The 4,252-nt window shown below is 64.1% G+C and carries 5 protein-coding genes; 3 read left to right on the top strand and 2 right to left on the bottom strand.

Going from position 1 to position 4,252, the window contains the following annotated elements; genetic code table 11:
* Window positions 1-659 (bottom strand): pseudouridine synthase (locus AC4FAH_RS12090; protein ID WP_490246096.1); only part of this gene is annotated, 659 nt, incomplete at its 3' end.
* Entirely contained in the window at window positions 659-1,573 is a 915-nt protein-coding gene (locus AC4FAH_RS12085) for a nitrilase family protein (RefSeq protein WP_287020372.1), read from the bottom strand. The genes AC4FAH_RS12085 and AC4FAH_RS12090, both read right to left, overlap by 1 nt.
* A 330-nt stretch (window positions 1,574-1,903) precedes the next feature.
* Here AC4FAH_RS12085 and AC4FAH_RS12080 point away from each other — a divergent pair, with 330 nt between their 5' ends.
* From AC4FAH_RS12080 to AC4FAH_RS12070, 3 genes are all read left to right on the top strand, one after another.
* Window positions 1,904-2,257, top strand: coding sequence for a DUF1904 family protein (locus AC4FAH_RS12080; RefSeq protein ID WP_287020373.1), 354 nt, complete (start codon window positions 1,904-1,906; stop codon window positions 2,255-2,257).
* The gene (gene rarD, locus AC4FAH_RS12075; RefSeq protein WP_483237342.1) at window positions 2,254-3,204 is read left to right on the top strand and encodes an EamA family transporter RarD; all 951 of its coding nucleotides are present in this window, start codon (window positions 2,254-2,256) and stop codon (window positions 3,202-3,204) included. Before AC4FAH_RS12080 ends, rarD begins: the two co-directional genes overlap by 4 nt.
* A 47-nt stretch (window positions 3,205-3,251) precedes the next feature.
* Window positions 3,252-4,252 (top strand): YihY/virulence factor BrkB family protein (locus AC4FAH_RS12070; protein ID WP_490246095.1); only part of this gene is annotated, 1,001 nt, incomplete at its 3' end.

The following is a 4,252-nucleotide window of genomic DNA, read 5'->3' as shown; positions in this document are numbered from 1 at the left end:
CCCGGCTCCAGCTCCGGGTCCAGCTCGACAGCCCCGATGGCTTCGCGATGCAGGGCTTCGACGTGATTGCCGATGGCCGCGAACATGCGCTTCACCTGGTGGTAACGGCCTTCGGTGATCCACAGCAGGCCCACGGTGGCGGTTTCCATCTCGAGGCGCGCCGGACGGGTCGGCTTCTCTTCGCCATCCAGCATCAGGCCGTGATCGAAGTCCTCCACGGCGCGCGCCAGCTCATCGCCTTCCAACGGGCGCGCCAGAGTGACGCGATAGCGCTTGGCACAGGCCTTCTTGGGCGAGGTGACGCGGTGGTTCCACTGGCCGTCGTCTGTCATCAGCACCAGACCGGTGGTGTCGACATCGAGACGCCCGACGATGCTCAGGCGCTCGACATTGGGCAGATCGATCAGGTCATGCGCGCGCTCATAGAGGCCCGGCTTGCTGGTGCATTCCACATTGGCCGGCTTGTACAGCATCAGATAGCGCAGCCCCATCAGCTCCAGGTGCTCGCCATTCCATTCGACGCGCATGCCATCCTTGACGGCGCTCGCGGTGTTCTTGACTACCTCACCATCCACGGTGACATCGCCGCGGTGCACGACCTTCTTGGCATCGCTACGGCTGAGATCCGTGGTTTCGGTAAGGAATTTGTCCAGGCGCATCAGGCCTCCAGAGTGAAATGATCGGCGTCCATCCACGCCGGAAACTTGGTTCGAAACTCGTCGAGCGCGCCGCGTTCAAGCGTCACGGTCTCGATGAAGGGCTGGTCTGGCGCAGGGTCGAGGATGGGCTCGCCCTTGAAGTCGCAGACCATGGAGTCGCCGGTATAGTGCAGCCCGTTGGCGTCGTCACCCACACGGTTGACGCCCACCACATAGGCCAGATTCTCGATGGCGCGCGCCTGCAGCAGCGTGCGCCACGGATGACGCCGTACGCCCGGCCAGTTGGCCACGCACAGCAGCAGGTCATATTCAAAGGCGCTGTCGGCGGCGGTCTCGGCAGCACTCACGCCACCGATGACAGGGCGCTGACGCAGCCAGGTCGGGAAGCGCAGGTCATAGCAGACCGAGAGCTGAATCCGAAAGCCGTTGAGCTCGACCAGCACCCGCTCATAGCCCATGCCATAACGCTCATGCTCACCGGCCATGCGGAACAGATGGCGCTTGTCATAATGCGTCACCTCACCGTCGGGCGTGGCCCACAGCATGCGGTTGTAACACTCGCCGTCATCCAGCACCGCGATGCTGCCGGTCATCACGCAACCGCGGGTGATGGCCTGCGCCTTGAGCCAGTCGACGCTCTCGCTGGACTCCATCGGCTGGGCCATCTCACGCGAATTCATGGTGAAGCCGGTGGCGAACATCTCGGGCAGCACGATCAGGTCCGTTTCGGCATTGCGGCCTTCGGCGCCCATGACCAGGCCAGCGGCATCCAGCTGCTCGCCGAGCAGACGGCAGTTCTCCGCCGGGTCTTCCCAGCGCAGGTCCGCCTGCACCAGGCTGACACGCAGTGTCGCCCCTCGCGAGGCATCACCAGCATTCGCTTGCGAGGAAGTCGCCTGTGGCTGTGTCGTCATAGTCGTCGTGCCTCCCTGCTGACTGAATGGACGCTTGAGTGGCGACTGGCGGATTCGCGGCGGCGTGAGCCTTACCCACCCTGCCGCTGGTCGTGCCACGCCTTGAAAGCGCTCATTCTACCGTCTGTGGCGATCAGATGTGAGAGGCAAAGCATGATCTGTCACCACCGCACTGCTCAGCACGCGCACGAATCCCTGGCGGCGGGTGTGAGCATCAGAAGCCAGTGATATATTGGCGATGAACGCAAAGTCGCCACGCCAGGTTGCGGCGACGCCAGTTCACCGCGAGCTTGCTCGCCCCCTCCCTATCCCGACTCACAGGAGAGCTTCATGCCTCAGCTTCGCTTCCACGGTGTCACGCCTGCCCGTCTTGCCCCTGTCTCGCGCGCACTGATCGATCAGCTGAGCGAAGCGACCGCCACCGCGCGCGAAGAATTCACGCTGGAATGCATCACCACCCAGTATGTGTTCGATGGGCAGCTCGTCGACGCCTTCCCCTTCGTCGAGGTGCTGTGGTTCGAACGTGGCCAAAAGGTGCGCGATCTGTGCGCCCAATCCATCGCGCAGGCCATGAATGAGGCCGGCTATCCGGAGGCCGAAAGCTTCTTCATCGCCCTTGAGCCGTCGGGCTATTACATCGCAGGTAAACCGCTGGCGCAGGATGGTTCGAGCGACTCCGCATGAGGCGGGAGCAGGCAGGCCCCTCAGTCGAGAACCTGGCGCAGGCGCGCCACGAGAGCGCCAAGGGTGTCGGCTTCGGGCTGGGCGCCTATGTGATGTGGGGCTGTTTTCCGCTCTACTTCGCGCTGTTCGAGGGCATTCCCGCCTGGGAAGTGCTGCTGCACCGCATCCTGTGGAGCTGCGTGTTCATGGTGCTGCTGATCAGCGTCATCCGGCGCTGGTCGCCGGTGCGCGCCGCCTTCGCCGAACCCCGCAAGCTTGTGCCGGTGCTGGCCTGCTCGATCCTGATCGCGCTCAACTGGGGCATCTACATCCACGCGGTGGAGGTGCATGAGGTACTGCAGGCAAGCTTGGGTTACTTCATGACGCCGCTGGTCAATGTCGGGCTGGGCATGCTGTTCCTGAAGGAGCGCCTGACGCGCGTGCAGCTGTTCGCGCTGGGGCTGGCCGTTCTCGGCCTGAGCCTGCAGCTGATCGGGCTGACGAAACTGCCGTGGATCACGCTCTCGCTGGCTGTCACCTTCGGCACCTACGGGCTGCTCAGAAAGCGCATCGCGCTGGACGGCCTGTCGGGCCTGCTGGTCGAGACGATGATGCTCGCGCCACTCGCGCTGCTGCTGATCGGCGGCCAGTGGTTCTCCGGCGAATCGCACTTCACGGCCAGCGATGTCGGCCCGCTGGGGCTTCCCGCCAGCGTGCTGATGATGTCCAGTGGCGTGCTCACCGCGCTGCCGCTGCTCGCCTTTGCCGGTGCGGCGCGTCGCCTGCGCCTCGCCACGGTCGGCTTTCTGATGTACATCAACCCGACCATGCAGTTTCTGATCGCGCTGCTGATCTTCAAGGAAACCCTGCATCCGACGATGCTGATCACCTTCGTGCTGATCTGGAGTGGTCTGGCGCTCTATACCGCCTCGACGTTCTTCCAGCATCGCGCCCGGCAGCGCGGCTGATATCACCCTTGAACTGACTTAACGAACCAAAGCGAGGATGCCCAGCCATGCCAGACCCTGCTGCAGACTCCGTGAGCAGCCGCCTGTTGCGCTTTCTGCCGCGCCTGCTGGCCTTCGCCCTGCGCGTCATCGGACAGTTCATCGCCAACCGTGGCGTGCTGCTGGCCGGTGGCGTCGGCTACAACATCCTGCTGTCCAGCGTGCCGCTGTTCGCCTTGCTCTGCGTGCTGCTGACGCACCTGGTGGATGAAACGCGCCTGATGAGCATCATCGCCATTCAGGTCCAGCATCTGGGGCCGGGCCAGGAAGACATTCTGCTGGACGCGGTGCGCAAGCTGCTGGCCAATCGCGAGGTGATCAGCTGGATCGGCATGGGCGGCTTGCTGTTCTTCGCCGGACTGGCCTTTCGCATGCTGGAAGACGCCATCGCGCTGATCTTCCATCAGCATCCGGTGATTCGTAAGCGCAGCGCCTGGATTTCCGCCCTGCTGCCCTATGCCTTCGTGATGGTGCTGGGCGCAGGCCTGCTGGCGCTGACCCTGCTGGTGGCGCTGGCTTCGGCGATGAATGATGCCCTGACGCTGCTGACCGGTATCGAGCTGACCCTGGGCGATGCCGGCAGCGAGGTGATCTATCTGATCAGCATCGTCGGCATGTTCGGGCTGTTCAGCGCCATCTACAAGATACTGCCCCAGACCCGCGTCTCGACCCGCCGCGCGCTGGTCGGTGGCCTGGTCGCGGCCACCCTGTGGGAGCTGACGCGTCTCGCCTTGAGCTGGTACTTCACCCACCTGTCCTTCGTCGGTGCCGTCTACGGCTCTCTGGCGACGCTGATCGTGCTGCTGCTGGGGCTGGAGATCGGCGCCGTGATCCTGCTGCTCGGCGCCCAGGTCATCGCCGAGCTGGAACAGTGCTCACGCGAGAACATCCGCTGGTACCGCACGCCGGATCGCAAGCCGCTGACGCGACTGCAATCGCGCCGCAATGCCATGCAGCATGCCGGAGAGGTCAGCGAGGAGGATGAGCTGGCAATGAACCCAGACAGGGG

This window comes from Cobetia sp. (genome assembly GCF_983723665.1).
This window is presented reverse-complemented; position numbering and strand designations above follow the sequence as displayed.